This window comes from Pseudomonas capsici, assembly GCF_017165765.1.
Taxonomy (GTDB): Bacteria; Pseudomonadota; Gammaproteobacteria; order Pseudomonadales; family Pseudomonadaceae; genus Aquipseudomonas; species Aquipseudomonas capsici.
This window is the reverse complement of record NZ_JAFGZD010000009.1, coordinates 85,999-103,502: the sequence shown is the minus strand read 5'-3', so window position 1 is coordinate 103,502 and position 17,504 is coordinate 85,999. Positions and strand designations below refer to the sequence as shown.

Annotated in this window: 18 protein-coding genes; 4 read left to right on the top strand and 14 right to left on the bottom strand. The window is 60.9% G+C overall.

The genetic code is table 11. The annotated features are described in order from the left end of the window. Position 1 precedes the first annotated feature (1 nt). The 4 genes from JSY17_RS14540 to JSY17_RS14525 all read right to left on the bottom strand — a co-directional run bounded on the left by JSY17_RS14540 (position 2) and on the right by JSY17_RS14525 (position 4,020). Positions 2–499: a PAAR domain-containing protein gene (locus JSY17_RS14540; RefSeq protein WP_117165364.1), complete on the bottom strand. Its 498-nt coding sequence runs from the start codon at positions 497–499 to the stop codon at positions 2–4. Positions 500–868: 369 nt separating this feature from the next. Further along, on the bottom strand, positions 869–1,375 hold the full coding sequence (locus JSY17_RS14535) for an N-acetylmuramoyl-L-alanine amidase (protein WP_206402181.1): 507 nt from the start codon (positions 1,373–1,375) through the stop codon (positions 869–871). Positions 1,376–1,480: 105 nt separating this feature from the next. Continuing rightward, positions 1,481–3,157 carry an acid phosphatase gene (gene acpA, locus JSY17_RS14530; RefSeq protein WP_206402180.1) on the bottom strand — a complete coding sequence of 559 codons (1,677 nt, stop codon included), beginning with the start codon at positions 3,155–3,157 and terminating at the stop codon, positions 1,481–1,483. A gap of 110 nt (positions 3,158–3,267) precedes the next feature. Next, a complete protein-coding gene (locus JSY17_RS14525; RefSeq protein ID WP_206402179.1) occupies positions 3,268–4,020 on the bottom strand; it encodes a substrate-binding periplasmic protein in 753 nt (250 codons plus the stop codon). 150 nt (positions 4,021–4,170) lie between these two features. Here JSY17_RS14525 and dnaX point away from each other — a divergent pair, with 150 nt between their 5' ends. The 3 genes from dnaX to recR all read left to right on the top strand — a co-directional run bounded on the left by dnaX (position 4,171) and on the right by recR (position 7,427). Beyond that, positions 4,171–6,291 carry a DNA polymerase III subunit gamma/tau gene (gene dnaX / locus JSY17_RS14520; RefSeq protein WP_206402178.1) on the top strand — a complete coding sequence of 707 codons (2,121 nt, stop codon included), beginning with the start codon at positions 4,171–4,173 and terminating at the stop codon, positions 6,289–6,291. 61 nt (positions 6,292–6,352) lie between these two features. Further along, complete coding sequence (locus JSY17_RS14515; protein WP_117165369.1) at positions 6,353–6,679, top strand: YbaB/EbfC family nucleoid-associated protein; 327 nt, start codon at positions 6,353–6,355, stop codon at positions 6,677–6,679. 145 nt (positions 6,680–6,824) lie between these two features. After that, the gene (recR, locus tag JSY17_RS14510) at positions 6,825–7,427 is read left to right on the top strand and encodes a recombination mediator RecR (RefSeq protein WP_117183040.1); all 603 of its coding nucleotides are present in this window, start codon (positions 6,825–6,827) and stop codon (positions 7,425–7,427) included. A 227-nt stretch (positions 7,428–7,654) separates the two neighbouring features. On the opposite strand, the gene JSY17_RS14505 is transcribed toward recR, so the two are convergent. Both JSY17_RS14505 and fnr read right to left on the bottom strand, forming a co-directional pair. Further along, positions 7,655–8,203, bottom strand: a complete 549-nt coding sequence (locus JSY17_RS14505; RefSeq protein ID WP_117186246.1) for an adenine phosphoribosyltransferase — start codon at positions 8,201–8,203, stop codon at positions 7,655–7,657. Positions 8,204–8,266: 63 nt separating this feature from the next. Further along, positions 8,267–9,001, bottom strand: a complete 735-nt coding sequence (fnr, locus tag JSY17_RS14500) for a fumarate/nitrate reduction transcriptional regulator Fnr (RefSeq protein WP_117165372.1) — start codon at positions 8,999–9,001, stop codon at positions 8,267–8,269. A gap of 151 nt (positions 9,002–9,152) precedes the next feature. Between fnr and JSY17_RS14495 the strand changes: the two genes are divergently transcribed. Beyond that, the gene (locus tag JSY17_RS14495; protein ID WP_117165373.1) at positions 9,153–9,617 is read left to right on the top strand and encodes a chemotaxis protein; all 465 of its coding nucleotides are present in this window, start codon (positions 9,153–9,155) and stop codon (positions 9,615–9,617) included. Positions 9,618–9,622: 5 nt separating this feature from the next. Here JSY17_RS14495 and hemN read toward each other — a convergent pair whose 3' ends face one another. From hemN to JSY17_RS14455, 8 genes are all read right to left on the bottom strand, one after another. Next, complete coding sequence (gene hemN, locus JSY17_RS14490) at positions 9,623–11,005, bottom strand: oxygen-independent coproporphyrinogen III oxidase (RefSeq protein ID WP_206402177.1); 1,383 nt, start codon at positions 11,003–11,005, stop codon at positions 9,623–9,625. Between the two features lie 118 nt (positions 11,006–11,123). Continuing rightward, complete coding sequence (locus JSY17_RS14485; RefSeq protein ID WP_206402176.1) at positions 11,124–11,807, bottom strand: sulfite exporter TauE/SafE family protein; 684 nt, start codon at positions 11,805–11,807, stop codon at positions 11,124–11,126. Beyond that, on the bottom strand, positions 11,800–12,021 hold the full coding sequence (gene ccoS / locus JSY17_RS14480; protein WP_117165376.1) for a cbb3-type cytochrome oxidase assembly protein CcoS: 222 nt from the start codon (positions 12,019–12,021) through the stop codon (positions 11,800–11,802). The genes JSY17_RS14485 and ccoS overlap by 8 nt, the downstream gene beginning before the upstream one ends. Continuing rightward, positions 12,000–14,471: a heavy metal translocating P-type ATPase gene (locus tag JSY17_RS14475; protein ID WP_206402175.1), complete on the bottom strand. Its 2,472-nt coding sequence runs from the start codon at positions 14,469–14,471 to the stop codon at positions 12,000–12,002. Before JSY17_RS14475 ends, ccoS begins: the two co-directional genes overlap by 22 nt. 67 nt (positions 14,472–14,538) lie before the next feature. After that, positions 14,539–15,066 carry a FixH family protein gene (locus JSY17_RS14470; protein WP_117165378.1) on the bottom strand — a complete coding sequence of 176 codons (528 nt, stop codon included), beginning with the start codon at positions 15,064–15,066 and terminating at the stop codon, positions 14,539–14,541. Positions 15,067–15,080: 14 nt separating this feature from the next. Further along, positions 15,081–16,496, bottom strand: coding sequence for a cytochrome c oxidase accessory protein CcoG (gene ccoG / locus JSY17_RS14465; protein WP_206402173.1), 1,416 nt, complete (start codon positions 16,494–16,496; stop codon positions 15,081–15,083). A gap of 190 nt (positions 16,497–16,686) precedes the next feature. Further along, a complete protein-coding gene (locus JSY17_RS14460) occupies positions 16,687–17,139 on the bottom strand; it encodes a type II toxin-antitoxin system VapC family toxin (protein ID WP_122371534.1) in 453 nt (150 codons plus the stop codon). After that, complete coding sequence (locus tag JSY17_RS14455) at positions 17,139–17,390, bottom strand: type II toxin-antitoxin system Phd/YefM family antitoxin (RefSeq protein WP_117183074.1); 252 nt, start codon at positions 17,388–17,390, stop codon at positions 17,139–17,141. The genes JSY17_RS14460 and JSY17_RS14455 overlap by 1 nt, the downstream gene beginning before the upstream one ends. Positions 17,391–17,504 lie beyond the last annotated feature (114 nt).

The window sequence follows — 17,504 nt, the reverse complement described above, 5'->3', positions numbered from 1 at the left end:
CTCAATCTTCCAGAAACAGTTTGATGCTTTCAGCCAGATGCGAACTCACCACATGAGTGAAGCCCTGGGCGTCGCTGACGCCTTCTTCGATGCTGCCGTCGGCGCGCTGGATGGCGTAGCCGTGGTTGGGCATGGGTTCGCCGGTGGTTTCGTTGATGAGTTTGAGTCGGTCGCTGAAGTGCACGGGCATCGGCAGCAGGCCGCTGAAGGGGGCCGGGACGAAGGTGTCGCCGATGATGACGGTGCCGGAGCCGCCGATGATCACATTGCCGTGGGCGCCGGTGCTGCCCAGAGTCGCGGCGGGCAGGCCGTTGATGAAGACGGTGGAGCTGACGGCGCCGGTGATCGGGCTGCCGCAGGCGGAAGTGTCGCTCATGCGGGCGGCGGGCAGGCCGTCGAAGTTTACGTTGGGGGAGCCGCTGGCTATCGGGTTGGTGCCATGCCCTGGTAACGGGCAACTGGTGGGGTCGCTGACGCGGGCAGCAGGTTTGCCACTCATTTGAAGTTCCATTTCAAAGTGTCGGAGGGGCGTTTGACGGGCGGGCCGAGAAACTGCAGTTCTGATGGCTCGGCATATTAAGGGGGTGGTAATTGATCTGCAATCGGTTGGCGGGGTGGTGTGGCGGGGTAAACGAGAGCAGGTGATTGCCGAGCAGGAGTAATACCTGTCAGTTAAGAGGCAAATTTCACAGAGCAGGTGGGGCCTTGGTCGCGACAGTCTTTTCAGGCGCTGAAAATGTGTTGTTTTTCAGCTGGTCGTCGCGGCCAAGGCCCCTCCCACAAGCGACAGGTATGCCTGCATTGCTGCACTGTCGAGCTGGCGCTGCCTTCAATGGTGAGGTGAGGCTTTTTACCGAAGCTGATTCGATCAGTCGACCTGACGCGCCTGCGCCCGGCTTGCCACCCACGCCGCTACATCGAACGAAGGACACGCCTTGATGAACTCGTCTGGCGTGATCTTGCCGTCACCATTGCGGTCCGGTGACAGGTCCCTGTGGCCGAGGATGCGAGCAGTCGGGTAACGAGCCTTGAGTTGCTTCAACAGGGTTTCGAGGGTCGCAAACTGCGCAGCGGTGAAGTTGTTTTCCGGTTTGTTATTGGCATCTACGCCACCGGCCAGGCAGATGCCGATGGAGTTGCCGTTATGGCCTCGCACATGGGCACCGATGGTGCTTTCCGGGCGTCCGGTTTCCAGCTCGCCATTGCGGCGGATGACGTAGTGATAGCCCACGGTGTCGAAGCCGCGCTGGATATGCCATTGGGTGATTTCACGCACGCCGATATCTGCCGTGGCGCGGGTGGCGGAGCAGTGGACGACGATAAGCTCGGTGCTGGTCCGATCCTTGAGTGTGGAAGGGGTTGAGGTCTGGTTCATGTACTGCATTCCTTGCAAGGTGATTGGAACCTTGCAAGGAATACGAGAGCGGCATGTGCCTCAAGTCAGCCGCTGTGCATAGCGGCTGACAGGCTTTTCAGTCATTCAGGTGGGAAATTGCAGCGCGTTGGTCAGGTCGCCCATGGGTGTCTGGCCACGGGCGCGCATGGCGTCGTCGCGACGCTTGAGGCCGTCGAGTGTTTCCAGACCATGAACCCGTGTGATCAGGCGCAGGATCGAAGCGGTGTCGTAGACGGTATGGTCTACCGTGCCTTTACGGGCGAAGGGCGAAACGACCAGCGCCGGTATGCGCGTGCCGGGGCCGAAGCGGTCGCCCTTGGGCGGGGCGACGTGGTCCCACCAGCCGCCGTTCTCATCCACGGTGATGACGATCACCATGTTTTCCCATTGCGGGCTGTTGCGCAGCACTTTGATGACCCGATCAATATGCCGGTCGCCCGATGCGACGTCGGCGTAACCGGCGTGCATGTTCAAGTTGCCCTGAGGCTTGTAGAAGGTGACGGCAGGCAGCTTGCCGGCTTCGGCGTCAGCGAGGAATCTGTTGCTACTCGACTCGTCACCCAGGCCGCCATCGCGCAGGCGTTTCTTGCGCTCGACCGGGTTTTCCGGGCCTTGCTGCTTGAAGTAGTTGAACGGCTGGTGGTGGTACTGGAAGTTGGGGATTTTCGGGATGCCGGTGGAGTCCTTGAACTCGTCCAGGGTGACTTGCCAGGCACCGGCATACCAGGCCCATTCGACGCCTTTCTTCGACAGTTTGTCGCCGATGTGTTCGTGACTCTGGGGCACCAGCACGTTGGCCAGGTCGGGCTTGGAGTAGTCCGGGTTCTGCGGGGCACGCAGCCAGGTCGGCCAGTAGGGCGGGGCCAGAGTGTTGACGGCGTAGCCATCCGGGGTGATGGCGCTGGGGCCGAACTGCGGCGGACCTTCCATGGCGCTGGCCGGGGATTTGTCCAGCGGTTTGAGGCGCGGGTCTTGCGGGTCGTCGCTTTGCAGCGTGGCGATCTGCGACTTGGCGGCTGAGTTGGCGGCATCCGGGTAGAAGGGCGCTGTCGCGGAAATCAGGTATTGGTGGTTGAGGAACGAGCCGCCGAAAGCACCCTGGAAGAAGTTGTCGCACAGCACGAACTCTCTGGCGACGTCCCACAGGCGCAGCGAGTATTGGGTCTGCGGGTAAGTGCCCATGGTCAGCCCGCCAGCATCCGCCCAGGCCACGAAGCGGTCGTTCTTGCCTTCGTTGATCTGCATCTGGTTCTGGTAGAACACATGCCACAGGTCGCGGGTGACCAGACTCAGCGGCAGGTCTTCGCCATTCGGGCCTTTGAGCGGGAAGGGCGCGTTGGGCAGGTTTTCCTGATATTGCACGCCAGCCGGGTAGCTGACGCCATCGACTGTCTGCGGCCCGAGCTGCAGTACACCGCCCCAGGCGGGCGGCAGGGTCTTGAGCAAGGTGCCGTCGCGGTCGCGTTGCTGGTAGTCGGCAGGCTTGAGGGCCGAGAGCGGCTTTTCGACGCCGGGGAAGTCGCCGAACAGGTTATTGAAGCTGCGGTTCTCGGCGTAGATGACGACGACGGTCTTGATGTGTTGCCTGAGTGCCTTGTCCAGCTCGACACCGGTCAGGTGTTTTTCAGCGCGGGCAGGCGGTTTTTCCTGGGCGTTGGCGTATCCGCCGAGGGTAACGCCTGCGCCCAGTGCCGCCATGCCTCCCAGAAAACGGCGACGGCTGGGGTTGGTTTGTGAGTCGTCGTCTGGTCTGTCGCTCATGCGGATTACCTGCTCGCTTTAATTGTTACTAAAGATTTCCGTGGAGCGTATCGAGGCTTTATGACGATATTGCTACAGGAATGCGCGTCGCGAGCAGGTGCGGCGATTCTTCATGGCGCGAGTGTCGTGGTGTAGCGATCGATGATCCGCTGGATCTCTCCCGAGGCCTTCATGCGCGCCAGGGTGTCGAGGATTTCCTGCGCGGGGATGTTCGGGTCATTGCGCACGATGCAGCCGGTTTCCTGTTCGCTGATCATCGAAATGGTCTTGAGACGTTTGTGATCGGGCAGGTCGCGGTTGATCCAGTCCATGACCAGTTGGCTGGCAATCGCGTAGTGATAGCGACCGGCGATGAGTTTGCGCAGTGCATGCTCCTGGCTGCGTGCGTCTTCGCGCACCAGTTTGTGGTTGGCGAACATGTGGTCCATGGTCGGGTAGCTGTAGCCCAGCACGGTGCCGATGGTTTCGTGATCGAACTGATCGGGGTAGGGGCCTGCCGCGGTTTCGGCGGATGCGATCAGCAGGTCACGTTGATACATGACCGGCAGGCTCCACAGATAATCCCCCGAGAGGTTCGGCACCCAGGCCTTGGCGGTGTAGCAGCGCACATCCACTTCGCCACGTTCCAGCGCCGGCTGAACGCGCAGACGCGGCAGCACATGGTATTCGGCGGTACGGCCCAACTGATGGGTCAGGCTCTGCATGATGTCGAACAGAATGCCAGCAGTGGGCTGGTGGTTCTCGACACGGATCAAGGGCATCGACCAGCTTTCGGCCACGGAAAAGCGTAGCGGGGGCTCGGCGGCGCTGAGCAGGGGGCTTGATAACAGCAGAGCGCTCAATAAAAGCGAACATCGATGCATGGAGGCCTCTTTACCACGTAGGGCTCTAATAGAGGCCCGGATTGACGCATTCGTTCATCCCGGCCAGATTAACCCATGACACCAGATGCAATTTTGCCCTTGCTCCGCTAGCATTAGCGGTCTTCCGCTTCCCAGTTGCGACGGTTTTCAATGAGTTATCAGGTTCTTGCACGTAAATGGCGTCCGCGCTCGTTCCGCGAAATGGTCGGCCAGACTCATGTGCTGAAGGCCCTGATCAATGCGCTGGACAGCCAGCGGCTGCATCATGCCTATCTGTTCACCGGCACCCGTGGCGTCGGCAAGACGACCATTGCGCGGATCATCGCCAAGTGCCTGAACTGCGAAACCGGCATTACTTCAACGCCTTGCGGCACCTGTTCGGTCTGTCAGGAAATCGACGAGGGCCGTTTCGTCGACCTGATCGAGATCGACGCCGCGAGCCGTACCAAGGTCGAGGATACCCGCGAGCTTCTGGATAATGTGCAGTACGCCCCGAGCCGCGGGCGCTTCAAGGTCTACCTGATCGACGAAGTGCACATGCTGTCGAGCCACTCGTTCAATGCGTTGCTCAAGACCCTCGAAGAGCCGCCGCCCTACGTCAAGTTCATCCTGGCGACCACCGACCCGCAGAAGCTGCCGGCCACGATTCTGTCGCGTTGCCTGCAGTTCTCGCTGAAAAACATGACCCCCGAGCGGGTGGTCGAGCACTTGAGCCATGTGCTGGGTGTCGAGAATGTGCCGTTCGAGGACGACGCGCTGTGGCTGCTGGGCCGCGCCGCCGACGGTTCGATGCGTGATGCCATGAGCCTGACCGATCAGGCGATTGCCTTCGGTGAAGGCAAGGTCATGGCGGCCGATGTGCGCGCCATGCTGGGCACGCTGGATCATGGTCAGGTGTTCGATGTGCTGACCGCCTTGCTTGAAGGCGATGCACGCGGGCTGCTGGAGGCCGTGCGTCATCTGGCCGAGCAGGGGCCTGACTGGAATGGCGTGCTGTCGGAGATGCTTAACGTCCTGCATCGCGTGGCGATTGCCCAGGCGCTGCCGGAGGGTGTCGATAACGGCCACGGCGACCGTGAGCGCGTACTGGCCCTGGCCCAGGCGCTGCCTGCCGAAGACGTACAGTTTTATTACCAGATGGGCCTGATCGGTCGTCGCGATCTGCCGCTGGCACCGGACCCGCGCGGCGGCTTTGAAATGGTGTTGCTGCGCATGCTGGCCTTCCGTCCTGCCGAGAGCGCCGATGCGCCGAGACAGCCGCTAAAGCCAGTGGGGATCAGCCAGGCCGCAGTTGATTCCCGACCTCCGGTGGCGAGTGCCACTGCCGTTGCACCGGTTGCTCCCGTTACGCCTGCTGCTGCGCCTGCACCGGTTGTCGCGCCTGCACCTGTCGCTGAAAAGCCAGCGCCCGAGGCTGCGCCGCCTGTTCAAGAGGCTGCGCCGGTCGAGGAAATCGATCTGCCATGGATCGAGTCCAAGTCACCTGCTGCCGAGCCTGTGCCTGAGCCTGTCGCTCAACCAGAACCCGAGCCTGTGCTTGAGACCGTTTCCGAACAGCCCGAACTGACGCCGATGCCTACGCCCGAGCCTGCCAGCCCGGTGCCGGATGCGCCGCAGGTCCGGCAGCCCGAGCCACTGGCCGAGCAGCCGGTAACACCGGGCATGCTTGAGGCAATTCCGGATTCGGCCTATATGTCTGCGCCCATGGATCGCGACGACGAGCCGCCTCTGGACGACGACTATGTAGAGCCGGATATCGACATCGATCCTGCTTCCTACAGCTATCTCGATGAGCTGGCCCACGAAAGCGTCACCGAAGCCGAAGCGCCGGAACCCGAGCCTGCACCGGCTGCGATGCCGGCCACAGGCCTTGCGCTGCAATGGCTGGAAATGTTCCCGCAGTTGCCCATTTCGGGGATGACAGGCAGCATCGCCGCCAACTGCACCCTGATCAAGGCCGAAGGCGATAACTGGCTGCTGCACCTGGACCCGGCCCACAGTGCCTTGTTCAACTCGACTCAGCAGCGTCGTCTCAATGAAGCGTTGAACCAGTTCCATGGCCGCACGATCAATTTGAGTATCGAACTGATCAAGCCCGAGCAGGAAACCCCTGCCCAGGCGGCCTCCCGCTTGCGTGCCGAGCGTCAGCGTCAGGCCGAAGCTTCGATTCATGCCGATCCGTTCATCCAGCAGATGTTGCAACAGTTTGGCGCGGTGATTCGAGAGGATACGATCAAGCCTGTGGACGCTCCCGTAGCGCAGACTCATTAACCGACGGCTCGACGCCTGTGGCGTTGCGCAAACGAACCATCCATTTTCGAGGAGATATCCCATGATGAAAGGTGGCATGGCTGGCCTGATGAAGCAGGCGCAGCAAATGCAGGAAAAAATGGCCAAGATGCAGGAAGAGCTGGCCAACGCGGAAGTGACCGGCCAGTCGGGCGCAGGCCTGGTGAGCGTGGTGATGACCGGTCGTCATGACGTCAAACGCATCACTCTGGATGACAGCCTGATGCAGGAAGACAAGGAAGTGCTGGAAGACCTGGTGGCTGCCGCCGTCAACGACGCCGTGCGCAAGGTCGAGCAGGCCAGCCAGGAAAAGACCGCCAGCATGACCGCCGGCATGCAATTGCCACCGGGCATGAAGCTGCCTTTCTAAAAGCGCTTCTCTGCACCGATCGATGCCAGGCCCAGTGCCTGGCATTTTTGTTCGCGAATGGTCTGCATTTGGCAGAGCGCGAATTGACGCTCACTGCAAGGCACGGGTATAAACCGCGTCTTGTGTTTTTGTCGGACCTTTCTCCATGAGCTTCAGCCCCCTGATTCGCCAACTGATCGATGCCTTCCGCGTGCTGCCGGGTGTCGGTCAGAAAACCGCTCAACGCATGGCGTTGCAGTTGCTGGAGCGGGACCGCAGCGGTGGTTCGCGCCTCGCACTGGCATTGAGCCAGGCCATGGAAGGTGTCGGGCACTGCCGTGCATGCCGCACCCTGACCGAAGAAGACCTGTGCCCGCAATGCGCCGACCCGCGCCGCGACGACACGCTGCTGTGCGTGGTCGAAGGGCCGACGGATGTCTATGCGGTGGAGCAGACCGGCTACCGCGGTCGTTACTTCGTGCTCAAGGGTCACCTGTCGCCGCTCGACGGGCTCGGGCCTGAAGCCATCGGCATCCCGCAATTGCTGGAGCGCATCAATGAGCAGGGCACGTTTACGGAAGTGATTCTGGCCACAAACCCGACGGTGGAAGGTGAGGCCACGGCGCATTACATCGCCCAGTTGCTCAACGAAAAAGGCCTGATCGCTTCACGCATCGCCCATGGCGTGCCTTTGGGTGGCGAGCTGGATCTGGTGGATGGCGGGACACTGGCCCATTCGTTTGCGGGGCGCAAGCCGATAGCCTTGTGAGGTTTTTCGCGACTGAATTCGCTCCTGAACCTGTAGGAGTAATGCTGATCAGTTAAGACATGCACAAACTTGTAGGAGGCAGCTTGCTGGCGAAAAAGACCTGAAAACCGACAGATATTCTGCGTCTGTACGATCAAGTCGCCAGCAAGCTGCCTCCCACAAAGTGATTCATGATCTTAACTGATCGGCATTAACCTGTAGGAGCGAATTCAGTCGCGAACAGACCATTACTGCTCGTTCAACGCAAAGTTGGTCAGGCAGAAGGTCGGGATGTTCATGTCTACCAGACGCTGGGAACCGCCCAGTTCCGGCAGGTCGATGATGGCAGCCGCTTCGTGAATGTGTGCGCCCATGCGGCGGATCAGGTTGGCGGCTGCGATCAGGGTGCCGCCGGTGGCGATCAGGTCATCGAACATCACCACCGAGTCGCCATCGCACAGGCTGTCGGCATGCACTTCCAGATAGGCTTCTCCGTATTCGGTCTGGTAGGCCTCGGACAGCACGTCTGCCGGTAGCTTGCCCTGTTTGCGGAACAGGATCAGCGGCTTGTTCAGTTCATAGGCCACGACCGAACCGATCAGGAAGCCACGTGCGTCCATGACGCCGACATGGCTGAAGTCGGCGTCGATGTAACGCTGCACGAAGCTGTCGATCACCAGACGTGTAGCCTTGGGCGATTGGAAGAGCGGGGTGATGTCGCGAAAGACCACGCCTGGCTTGGGGAAGTCCACGACCGGGCGAATCAGGGATTTGAAGCTCAATTCATCGAAAATCATTACATGGGATCCGGGGGCAAGGTTGGCCGGTAGTTTAAGCCGACCCGCCCCGGATCGCACGTTTCAACTTTCCATTGCCCCCCCAGCCAGGGCACAGAGCTGGATCGGGTCCAGAATATGGATTTCCTTGCCTTCGGCTGCAATCAACTGATTCTGCTGGAAGCGGGTGAATACGCGGGACACGGTTTCCACGGCCAGACCCAGATGGTTGCCGATTTCGTTGCGGGACATGCTCAGGCGGAACTGGTTGGCCGAGAAACCACGTGCCCGGAAGCGGGCCGACAGGTTGATCAGGAAGGTCGCAATGCGCTCGTCGGCGGTCTTTTTCGACAGTAGCAGCATCATTTGCTGGTCATCGCGGATCTCGCGGCTCATGACGCGCATCAGTTGCCGACGCAGTTGCGGAAGCTGGACGGACAGCTCGTCGAGACGCTCGAAGGGGATTTCGCAGACCGACGTGGTTTCCAGTGCCTGGGCCGAAACCGGGTACGCCTCGGAGTCCATCCCGGACATGCCGACCAGTTCGCTGGGCAGGTGGAAGCCGGTGAGCTGTTCTTCACCGCCGTCACTGATGCTGAAGGTTTTCAGGGCACCGGAGCGCACGGCATAGACGGAGGCGAAGGTATCGCCCTGGCGGAACAGGAATTCGCCTTTTTTCAGCGGGCGGCCACGCTTGACAATTTCGTCGAGGGCATCCATGTCTTCCAGGTTCAACGACAGCGGCAGACAGAGCGGCGCGAGGCTACAGTCCTTGCAATGGGCCTGGGTATGAGCACGCACTTTGACTGGCTCGGACATCACTTAATTCCTTGTGGGAAATCACACATAGGTCGTAAGGGTAACTCACGCACAGTGGCTTAGACCAGTGCGCGAAGTGTTCTCTGGTATCAAGGTTATGTCGAATGTGTCGATAAACTTACACAGATTTAACCTTCGAGCAGGTCTTCTCATGTCGTTGTCAGGTCCGATCATCGGCTCCATCAATATCCGTACTGCTTCGGTTCAAACACCTGTCGCCCTTGCTCCGTCCGAAACAGCGGCACCTGTAAAGGAAACGAAGGGCATTCAGGTAGATTTATCGAGTGCAGGCAAGGCCGCGGCGTCTTCGTCGTCGAAAAACTCGGATATCGAGCAGAGCGGTCTTCCCGAATCGGTGCAGAAAATCCTCAAGGCCATTCGCGAACTGCAAAAGAAAATCGCGGAAACCCTGGACAAGATTCAGGAAGTGCTCAACGACAAGACCCTCAGCTACGACGAGCGCCAGACCCGCGCCACCGCCCTGCAAACGGTGCTGGGCATGTTGCAGCGGCAGGTGAGCAATTCCACCGCTGACATGGCCAACCTCATGAACCAGATGCAGGCCAGCGATGCCGACAAGGTCAAGGCCGGGATTCTGGTCATGGCCAAAATGTAAGCGGTTCAGATCACCCGGGAAAACCGCTGGCGGTTCTGCTGGTTCAAGTAACCATCGAACACCATGCATACCGAACGCACCAGCAGACGACCGGCAGGCAGGACATTGATGCCGGTTGCGGTCAGTTCGATCAGCCCGTCCTGCGCCATTTCGGTCAGTTGTGGCCACAGCCCGTCGAAATAACCTCTGAAATCGATGTTGAAGGTTTGTTCGATCTCGTTGAAGTCGAGGTCGAAATGGCAGATCAGTTGCTGGATCACGGCGCGTCTGATCCGGTCGTCCTCGGTACAGACCAGCCCTCGCTTGGTTGCCAGTTGGTCGCTGGCCAGCAGCCCTTGATAGTCGCTCAGGTCGCTGCTGTTCTGGCAGTACAGGTCGCCGATCTGGCTGATGGCCGATACGCCCAGCCCAATCAGATCGCAATGGCCGTGGGTGGTGTAGCCTTGGAAGTTGCGCTGCAGGGTCAGTTCTTCCTGGGCAACGGCCAGTTCGTCGTCGGGCAGGGCGAAGTGATCCATGCCGATGTAGCGATAACCGGCTCCGGTCAGTTGCTCGATGGTGCGCTCGAGCATCAGCAGCTTGGTTTCCGGGCTGGGCAGGTCGGCGTTGTCGATGCGCCGCTGGGGCATGAAGCGTTCCGGCAGGTGGGCGTAGTTGAAAACCGACAGGCGATCGGGTTGCAGACCGATGATTTCGTTGACGGTATGGGTAAAGGCTTCAAGGGTCTGCTTGGGCAGCCCGTAGATCAGGTCGATGTTCACCGAGCGGAATTGCAGGGTGCGTGCGGCTTCGACGATGGCGCGGGTTTCTTCTAGGCTTTGCAGACGATTGACGGCGCGCTGGACGGCCGGGTCCAGGTCCTGGACGCCCAGGCTCACGCGGTTGAAACCCAGTTCGCGCAACAGGCCCATGGTCGACCAGTCGGCTTCGCGTGGATCGATTTCGATGCCGTAGTCGCCTGAGTCGTCATCGAGCAGATTGAAGTGGGTACGCAGTTTCGCCATCAACTGGCGCAGTTCGTCGTGGCTGAGAAAGGTCGGTGTGCCGCCGCCGAAATGCAGTTGCTCGACCACCTGGCCGGGTGCCAGATGGCTGGCCAGCATCTGGATTTCCTGTTCGAGCCGTTGCAGATAGGCATGGGCCCGACCGCGATCCTTGGTGACGACCTTGTTACAGGCGCAGTAGTAGCAAATGTTCGCGCAGAACGGGATATGAACGTAGAGCGACAAGGGTCGCAGGGCCTTGCGACTGTCACGCAGAGCGTGCAGCAGGTCGAAGGCGCCGACTTGCGTGTGAAATTGCACTGCGGTTGGGTAGGACGTGTAGCGAGGTCCTGCCAGGTCGTAGCGGCGGATCAGATCTGAGTCCCAACGAATGGCGTCGAGCATGCGGGCATTCCCCCGGATAGGCTGGCAATGCGGGTGAGTCTACGGAGCTGGCTGTGGGCGGGTGTTGATGTGCGTCAAATACGCGCGGAGGCTGGTCATGAAACTAGTGATGTGTTGTTCAATGCCCCATGAGCCAGTGCTGATGCGGGCCGGGCAGGGTCCACAGACCGAACAGGATCACCAGCAGCCCGCCGACCATGCGCATGCCGCGCTTGCGCAGCAGCGCCGTGGTACGTTCGGCGGCCAGCCCGGTGGCGAGCAGCACGGGCCAGGTCCCCAGGCCGAAGGCGAGCATGAGCAGCGCGCTGTCCATGGCATTGCCCTGACTGGCCGCCCACAGCAGGGTGCTGTAGACCAGCCCGCACGGCAACCAGCCCCAGAGTGCGCCCAGCAGCATGGCGCGTGGCAGGCTCGATATGGGCAAAAGGCGGGTCGCAACAGGTTGGAGGTGTCGCCAGAGGCCACGTCCCAGGCGTTCGATGCGGGTCAGGCCGCTCCACCAGCCTGCGAGGTACAGGCCCATGGCAATCAGCAGCAGGGCGGCGATGACTCGCATCGCCATGGCCAGCGGGCTGCTGGCCACGGCCCAGCCTGCCAGCCCGAGCAGCAGACCGGCACAGGCATAGCTGAAGATGCGTCCCAGGTTGTAGGCCATCAGCAAACGAAAACGGCGGCTGCGTTGTTCCTTGGGAATGGCCAGGGTCAAGGCCCCCATCAGGCCGCCACACATGCCCAGGCAATGACCACCGCCCAGCAGACCGAGAATCAGGGCGGACAGCAGCAGAGGAACGAGTTCAGGCATCGGGCTTTGTCTCGTCCTGCTTCAACGGTGTGTTGTTGCGTGCTGCTTCATCGAGGGCAGCTTGATGGTTGGGGTCCTGGTCGTCGAACAGAATGCTGTGGGCCGGACCTTCCATGTCGTCGTATTGCCCGCTGTCCACCGCCCAGAAAAACACATAGATCGCGATGGCGACCAGCAGCAGCGCTGCCGGGATCATGATGTAGAGCGCGGGCATAAAACCTCCGGAACCGGCGGTCGAGTGACGGGCGCGGGTGCCTTGGTAGCGGGCTGGCGGGTCAGGCGCAAGGCATTGAGTACAACCGTCAGCGAACTGATGGACATGCCGACCGCTGCCCAGACAGGTGTGATCCAGCCCAGCGCCGCGAACGGCAGCATGAGGCCATTGTACAGCCCGGCCCACAGCAGGTTTTCGATAATCACCCGGCGTGTGCGCCGCGCCAGGCTGAAGGCCTGTACCAGCGCCTGCAAGCGATTGGACAGCAGCACCGCATCCGCGCTGGTTTTCGCCAGATCCGTAGCCGAACCCATGGCGATGCTGATATCGGCGGCGGCCAGCACCGGCACGTCATTGACGCCATCGCCCAGCATCAGCACCTTGTGACCTTGGGCATGCAGCTGTTGTAGCATGGCCAGTTTTTCGTCCGGGCGCAGGCCGCCGTGCGCCTCGTCGATGTCCAGTTCGGCGGCAACGCTGGCGACCATCGGCGAGCTGTCGCCGGACAGCAGCAGGGTTTTCCAGCCCCGTGCCTTGCAGGCCTGTACAAGTTCGCTGGCATCCTCGCGCAGGCGGTCATCCAGAACCAGCCATGCCAGGGGCGCACGGGTATCGCCCAGCAGCAACCACTGGCCCGCTTCATCGGGCATGGCCGGAATCTCGCTGGCGCTCAGGGCGCAGACGAACCCCGGCTGGCCGATGCGCAGGCGGTGGTTGTCGACCGTGCCTTCCAGGCCAAGGCCCGGTGTGCTGTGCACCTCTTCTGCGGCCAGCGGTGCGCGCCCGAAGGCTCGGGCGATGGGGTGTTCCGAACGGTTTTCCAGGGCCGCGGCCAGACTCAGGCAGGTATCGGCATCCAGCGCGCCAAGGGGTGTGACGCTACGCAGGGTGAGTCGGCCTTCGGTGAGGGTGCCGGTCTTGTCGAAGATCACTGTGTCGATCTGGTTCAGGCCTTCGAGTACATGCCCGCGGGTCAGCAGCAGACCGAGCTTGTGCAAGGTTCCGGTGGCGGCGGTCAGGGCAGTCGGGGTTGCCAGTGACAGGGCGCAGGGGCAGGTGGCGACCAGCATTGCCAGGACAATCCAGAAGGCGCGGGGCGCATCGATCTGCCACCAGCACAGGCCGATGACTGCGGCGCTGATCAGCGAAGCCAGCAGGAACCATTGTGCGGCGCGGTCGGCAATTTCCGCCAGCCGGGTTTTTTCCGTTTGCGCCCGCTCCAGCAGGCGCACGATGGCCGAGAGACGGGTCTCATGGCCGAGAGCCTGAACATGAATCGTCAGCGGGCCTTCGATATTCAGAGTTCCGGCGGTCACGGCGTCGCCAGCGCTGCGCGGTTGCGGCAGGTATTCGCCGCTCAGCAGCGATTCGTCGACGCTGGACTGGCCTTCGACCACCTTGCCGTCGGCGGCGATGACCGAACCGGGATGCACCAGAATCCGGTCGTTCAGGCGCAGCTCGCTGAGCAGGATGCGTTGTGGCTGGTCGTCATCGTCCAGGCGCAGGCAGGACGCAGGCAGCAGGTTGACCAGTTGAGCGGTGGCCGCTGCAGTACGTTCCCGGGCGCGGCGCTCCAGATAGCGACCCGCCAGCAGAAACAGCGCGAACATGCCCGCCGCATCGAAATACAGTTCGCCAGTGCCGGTGATGGCGGTCCAGATACCGGCCAGATAGGCACCGCCGATGGCCAGCGATACCGAAACATCCATGGTCAGGTGGCGGGTGCGCAGGTCGCGCAGGGCTCCGCGAAAGAAGGGGGCGCAACTGTAGAAGATGATGGGCGTGGTCAGAAACAGCGCAACCCAGCGCAGGATGGCATGCATCTCGGGGCTGAGGTCGATATTGAATTCCGGCCAGGTGGCCATGGTCGCCATCATCGCCTGGAACCACAGCAGGCCCGCAACGCCCAGTTGGCGCAAGGCCAGTCGGTTTTCCCTGGCCAGTTGCTCCGAGGCTCGATCGGGCTGATAGGGGTGGGCGGCATAGCCGATGCTGCGCAGTTCGCTCAGCAACTGGCTCAGGGGCAACTGGCTGTCGGTCCAGCGCACATGCAGGCGATGGCTGGACAAGTTGAGCTGCGCCTCGGCAACGGCTGGCAGGCTGCGCAGGTGACGCTCGATCAGCCAGCCACAGGCTGCGCAACTGATGCCTTCGATCAGCAAGGTGGTTTCGGACAGTTCACCTTCATGACGCACGAACGGTGCCTGCACATCGGGACGGTCGTAGAGTTCCAGCTCATCCACCAGTTGCGCGGGCAGGCTTTCGGGGTTGATCGAGGTTTCGCTGCGGTGGCTGTAGTAACTTTCCAGCCCGCCGGCGACTATGGCCTGCGCCACGGCCTGGCATCCCGGGCAGCACAGCTCGCGGGTTTCCCCGAGCACCACGGCAGTGAAGCGGCTGCCCGCCGGCACCGGCAGCGCACAGTGGTAGCAGAGGATTGGTATGGTCATGGTCTTTTAAATGCTGCCAAGTCAGTCTGGTGCCTGTGGGAGGCCATGCGCCCGATCTGCTTGCGCCTCAATTCTTCCCTTGTAACGGTTCATCACCCAGGTTCAGCGATGCATCATGGCTGACCTGTTCTTCCTCGAACAGACGCCAGGTCTGGCCGTTTTCGGTGCCCAGCAGTTCGACGAAGCGACGGCCTTCGATCCTGTCCTGCAACTGGCCGATGTAGCGACCGGCTTCTGTGGGGCTGCGGGTCAGGAAGATACGGCGGTCCTTGTCCGGCTGGGTCGGAGAGATCAGGTTCAGTTCCAGGCGCTCGGGCTGGCTATTGCCGCTCAGGCGCAGTTCGGCTTCGCCGGTCAGGTCGTCCAGATGGATACTGGCGCGCACTTTGAGAGTCTGGGCCAGCAGTTCGCGGTTGAGCGAGCGATTGATGCCCTTGCCGGCCTCGTAATAGTTGTCGTTGACCAGATTGTCCGGATTCTTCACGGCAATGGTCACCATGGACAGGCTGAGGGTCACCGAGCAGGCCAGGATGCCGATGATGATCCATGGCCAGCGGTGCCTGTACCAGGGGCTTGAAGCGAGTGCGACTGACATGATGACGGTGTCCCTTAGCGTATTTGTGGGCCGATGAACCGGCTCTTGGCTTCGACATGGGTGTCGCTGTTGTCGATGTCCTTGAGGATGAACGTGACCTCGTTGGTGCTCGACGGCATTTTCTCGGGAGCGCTGGACAGCTCTACCGCAATGCTGAGGATGTCGCCAGCAGCCACCTTGAGTTCACGCTGGCCCTGCAGTTTCAGATCCGGCAGGCCGGTGGCGTCGAGCACGTAGGTGTGATCGGCCTGATCCTTGTTCATCACCTTGAGGCTGTAGACGTTTTCGATGCGGCCTTCGGCGTTTTCGCGGTACAGCACGCGGTCCTTGCTGACATCGAAACCCACCAGTGAGCGCATGAAGAAGGCGCTGATCAGAAAACCGATCATCAGCAGCAGGACCAGGGCATAGCCAATCAGGCGCGGGCGCAGTTTATGGGTGACCTGGCCGGACAGGTTGTGTTCGGTGGTATAGCTGATCAGGCCGCGTGGGTAGTTCATCTTGTCCATGATGGTATCGCAGGCGTCGATGCAGGCCGCGCAGCCGATGCATTCGATCTGCAACCCTTCGCGGATGTCGATGCCGGTAGGGCAGACCTGAACGCACATGGTGCAATCGATGCAGTCGCCCAGGCCCTGAGCCTTGTAGTCCACGTCTTTCTTGCGCGGGCCGCGGCTTTCGCCACGCCGCGGGTCGTAGGACACGATCAGGGTGTCTTTGTCGAACATGACGCTCTGGAACCGCGCATACGGACACATGTGCACGCACACCTGCTCGCGCAGCCAGCCGGCATTGCCATAAGTGGCCAGGGTAAAGAAGCCGATCCAGAAATAGGCCCAGCCATCGGCTTGTCCGGTGAACAGTTCGATGCTCAGGTCGCGGATGGGAGAGAAGTAGCCGACGAAGGTCAGGCCGGTCACGAAGCCGATCAGCAGCCAGAGGCTGTGCTTGGCGAACTTGCGGCCGAACTTGCTGGCGCTCATGGGCGCCTTGTCGAGTTTGATGCGCTGGTTGCGGTCACCTTCGGTGACCTTTTCGCACCACATGAAAATCCAGGTCCAGACGCTTTGCGGGCAGGTATAGCCGCACCAGATGCGCCCGGCATAGACGGTGATGAAAAACAGGCCGAAGGCGCTGACGATCAGAATGCCCGACAGAAGGATGAAGTCCTGCGGCCAGAAGGTTGCGCCAAAGATGTAGAACTTGCGCTCCGGCAGGTTCCACCAGACTGCCTGATGGCCGCCCCAGTTCAGCCAGACCGTACCGAAGTACACCAGAAACAGGACAAGCCCGCCCAGCATGCGCAGGTTGCGAAACCGGCCTTTGAAGGCGCGGGTGTAGATGTTTTCTCGCGCAGCGTAGAGGTCGACGGTATTGCCGTCATTTTTGGGTGGCGGGGTGATGTTCTGTACGGGAATCCGGTTGTTCATTGGGGCGTCCCACGGCAGTGGAAAAATGCCACAGCCAGTACGTGCCGACTGAGGTCAAGAGCGGTTTCTTATGGCGTCCATGATACGCCTGCCCTTATACCCCAAGGCTGCGACCTTTGGTCGCGTTGGGTTCCTTTAGCGGTTCGTGTAAGTGATCTGGATCAATTGACAGGGTAATTAAAGTTGCCGGTCAGCGGGGTGCCGTTCGGTAGGGTGCCAGATCTTCGTGCAACGGGCTGATCCAGGGGTTGAGCACCGGGACACCGCAATGCTGGAAATCGGCGGTGTTGCGGGTCACCACTTTCATGCCATGAACCAGGGCGGTGGCTGCGATCAGTGCATCGCATTCGCTGCGCGGGTCGGGAATGTGCAAGCGGGCACAGCGTTTTGCGACTGCGGTATCTACGGCCAGGATACGTCCGGCGAATGCCTTCAGTACGTGATGTTCGAGCCACGACCTGAGCGCTGCGCCCTGAACCGGATCGCGGCGCTCGATACGCAATACGCCTGTTTCCAGTTCCATGACCGTGATGGCCGAGATGAACAGGCTGGCGGGAGCATTGGCGCTGGCCCATTTGACGACATTCGTATCGGCGTTGCGCTTTCTGAGTTCGGATACCACATTGGTATCGAGCAGGAACATCAGGACAGGTCCACAGCGCGAGGTGTGATATTGACCCGTTGTGGCTCGAAATCGATATCGATGTCTTCAGGCATGATCAGCATGTCGACGATGCTGGCAGAGCCGCCGGTCAGTTTTCGATAGTCTTCGATGGTAAGCAGGACATGGGCAGGACGGCCTCTGTCGGTGATGAAGACCGGCCCGTTGTTCGCGGCCTTCTTGGCCCCGCTGGTGTCCTGATTGAATTCGCGGCTTGAGAGCGTTGTCGTCATGGCGATGACCTCCTGGAACATGTAGATATGTTTCTATATTGCTGGCTCCGGCAGTCTAGTCGTGTAGAAACATGGCTACAACAAAAAAGTATTGTCCAGATGCAACAGACCCGC

Coding starts and splice junctions, on each gene's coding strand:
- JSY17_RS14540 (WP_117165364.1), bottom strand. CDS start 499: ATGAGTGGCAAACCTGCTGCCCGCGTCAGCGACCCCACCAGTTGCCCG.
- JSY17_RS14535 (WP_206402181.1), bottom strand. CDS start 1,375: ATGAACCAGACCTCAACCCCTTCCACACTCAAGGATCGGACCAGCACC.
- acpA (WP_206402180.1), bottom strand. CDS start 3,157: ATGAGCGACAGACCAGACGACGACTCACAAACCAACCCCAGCCGTCGC.
- JSY17_RS14525 (WP_206402179.1), bottom strand. CDS start 4,020: ATGCATCGATGTTCGCTTTTATTGAGCGCTCTGCTGTTATCAAGCCCC.
- dnaX (WP_206402178.1), top strand. CDS start 4,171: ATGAGTTATCAGGTTCTTGCACGTAAATGGCGTCCGCGCTCGTTCCGC.
- JSY17_RS14515 (WP_117165369.1), top strand. CDS start 6,353: ATGATGAAAGGTGGCATGGCTGGCCTGATGAAGCAGGCGCAGCAAATG.
- recR (WP_117183040.1), top strand. CDS start 6,825: ATGAGCTTCAGCCCCCTGATTCGCCAACTGATCGATGCCTTCCGCGTG.
- JSY17_RS14505 (WP_117186246.1), bottom strand. CDS start 8,203: ATGATTTTCGATGAATTGAGCTTCAAATCCCTGATTCGCCCGGTCGTG.
- fnr (WP_117165372.1), bottom strand. CDS start 9,001: ATGTCCGAGCCAGTCAAAGTGCGTGCTCATACCCAGGCCCATTGCAAG.
- JSY17_RS14495 (WP_117165373.1), top strand. CDS start 9,153: ATGTCGTTGTCAGGTCCGATCATCGGCTCCATCAATATCCGTACTGCT.
- hemN (WP_206402177.1), bottom strand. CDS start 11,005: ATGCTCGACGCCATTCGTTGGGACTCAGATCTGATCCGCCGCTACGAC.
- JSY17_RS14485 (WP_206402176.1), bottom strand. CDS start 11,807: ATGCCTGAACTCGTTCCTCTGCTGCTGTCCGCCCTGATTCTCGGTCTG.
- ccoS (WP_117165376.1), bottom strand. CDS start 12,021: ATGCCCGCGCTCTACATCATGATCCCGGCAGCGCTGCTGCTGGTCGCC.
- JSY17_RS14475 (WP_206402175.1), bottom strand. CDS start 14,471: ATGACCATACCAATCCTCTGCTACCACTGTGCGCTGCCGGTGCCGGCG.
- JSY17_RS14470 (WP_117165378.1), bottom strand. CDS start 15,066: ATGTCAGTCGCACTCGCTTCAAGCCCCTGGTACAGGCACCGCTGGCCA.
- ccoG (WP_206402173.1), bottom strand. CDS start 16,496: ATGAACAACCGGATTCCCGTACAGAACATCACCCCGCCACCCAAAAAT.
- JSY17_RS14460 (WP_122371534.1), bottom strand. CDS start 17,139: ATGTTCCTGCTCGATACCAATGTGGTATCCGAACTCAGAAAGCGCAAC.
- JSY17_RS14455 (WP_117183074.1), bottom strand. CDS start 17,390: ATGACGACAACGCTCTCAAGCCGCGAATTCAATCAGGACACCAGCGGG.